A 1956-nucleotide genomic window follows, 5' to 3' on the forward strand; every position below is an offset into this window, starting at 1 on the left:
GGCCACGACGTCTGTTTAATCCCACAGGTCGCTGGGGTTTGTGGCGTAGCCTGGGGGGGGGGGGGCGGAGTTGGGGGTGGCGTTGGCACCGGAGTGGGTGTTGGTGCTGGAGTCGGGGTGGGTGTCGGCGTTGGAGTGGGAGCAGGTTCGAGTGTAGGTGTTGGGGTTACTTCAGCGGTAGGGATCGGATCCGGTTCTTCCCGGCTATCGCGGATCGTTGGGCGTGGCCACAGCAAAAAGGCGGCCAGCAGAGCCATGACGCCTAGGGATCCCCCGGCCAAAACCCACTTCAGACTGCTGCCGGAAGGTTGCAGAACCGTTTGGGGGGCAGCTTGCCGCAGAGGGCGAGTGCGGGGAGTATCGGTTCGTGCCGGCGTGGCAGGGCGAGCGACGGGGGGATCCTGAACGGTCGGGAGAGCGTTGCTGGCTGGGATCACTGTGGAGGGCGTTTTGGGAGTTTCATCCTCACTTTGGGGAGAGGGATCCGGTGTTTCCGGCGAAGCTTCTGCTGAGGAGGGTTCTCGCTCGGTGATGTAATAGGGGATCCCTGCACCTGGAGGAGGGGGAGAGACCGGCTCATCTTCGATGAGATCCAGATCCTCATCGCGGATATCTTCAAAGGCTCCAGAAGCCGATCCTGTATTGCGGGTGGTTTGGATTGGTGGCTTGGGGTCAGAAGAGGGTGGAGCATCCCGTTGAGCCTTAGCGCTGCCGGTGGGCAGGATCACAGTGCTGGCTTGGCCACTAGAGAGTTGGGTGGTTGCCGTCAGATCATAGGCTTGCAGCAGTCGTTCCCCCAGCTCCCGCATCGTTTGCGGTCGTTCGTCCGGGTTTTTTTTCAGGCAATCCATCACCACGGCTGCTAAAGGGGGTGGGATCGGCTGGGGGGCTGCCTTCGGGTTGATCTCGATTGGGCTTTCGTAACAATGGGCGTGGATCCAACTGTGCAAAGAGTCAGTTTCCAATTGAAAGGGCATGGATCCCGTCAGCATCTCGTAGAGCACTACCCCAAAGGAGTAGATATCCGAGCGGGCATCCAAGGCTTTGCCCCGTATCTGTTCGGGAGAGGCGTAGCGAGCTGTGCCGATAAATCCTCCCCCTTTTTGGGTGCCCAGGCTGAGGGTGTGATCCGCCAGGGTTTTGGCCACGCCAAAGTCGAGGATTTTCAGTTGGGGGATGAGCTTGCCGTTTTGAAAAACTTGCTCGATGAAGAGGTTGCTGGGTTTGATGTCGCGGTGGATGACACCCCGAATCTCGCGACCCTCTACCTTGGCCTGAAACGTGTGGGCAAAGTGCAGCCCCTCACAGGCCTGCAAGGCTAGTCGAACGGCTTGTCGAACCGGCAAAGCCCCTTTTTCTCGGATCAGCTTGCCCAGATCCTGCCCCTTGAGGTACTCCATCACCAAGTAGGCCTGCTCCCCCTCTTGGCCGTGATCCAAAACCTTGACGATGCGAGGATGCTGCCCCAGAAGGGTGCTAACGCGGATCTCTTCGGCAAAGCGACGGCGCAAGTCTGTCTGGAAGTCGCCCCGGCTCAGCAGCATGGGGGCATAGAGGATCTTGACAGCTACCTCTTGGCCGTTGTTGTGTAAGTCTAAGGCGCGGAAGACGGATCCCATACCACCGCTACCAATTTCTTGAATCAGCTGGTAGCGGTTGCCCAAAATGCGGTTGGTGAGATCTGCGGTCATGGGTTTGCAGCTTGGAGAAGAGGAATTGCAGGGGGAATGTCCATACCATAAACCGAATTGCTGAGGTCTGCACCAGCCTACGCCGGTGGCTGAACTCAGGGATCCGGATTGGGGCCATCTGTTGGAAATGGCGGGGTTTTCGGTTGATTCTTCAAGGTGACTTCTCAGCTAGAAATCGCAGGAGCCCCGCCCTCTGTCCGTAGGACGAGGGTCGGGAGGAATGCGGAAGTTATGATAGAACCATGACCCAAGTCCTGACCGTCTC

General features: G+C 58.6%; 1 protein-coding gene. It reads right to left on the minus strand.

The window, feature by feature from the left end:
- A partial coding sequence (locus NW829_RS12165; protein ID WP_414417189.1) for a serine/threonine protein kinase occupies window positions 1-1691 on the minus strand: 1691 nt, incomplete at its 3' end.
- Window positions 1692-1956 lie beyond the last annotated feature (265 nt).

The organism is Synechococcus sp. R55.8, from assembly GCF_047461895.1.
Lineage (GTDB): Bacteria > Cyanobacteriota > Cyanobacteriia > Thermostichales > Thermostichaceae > Thermostichus.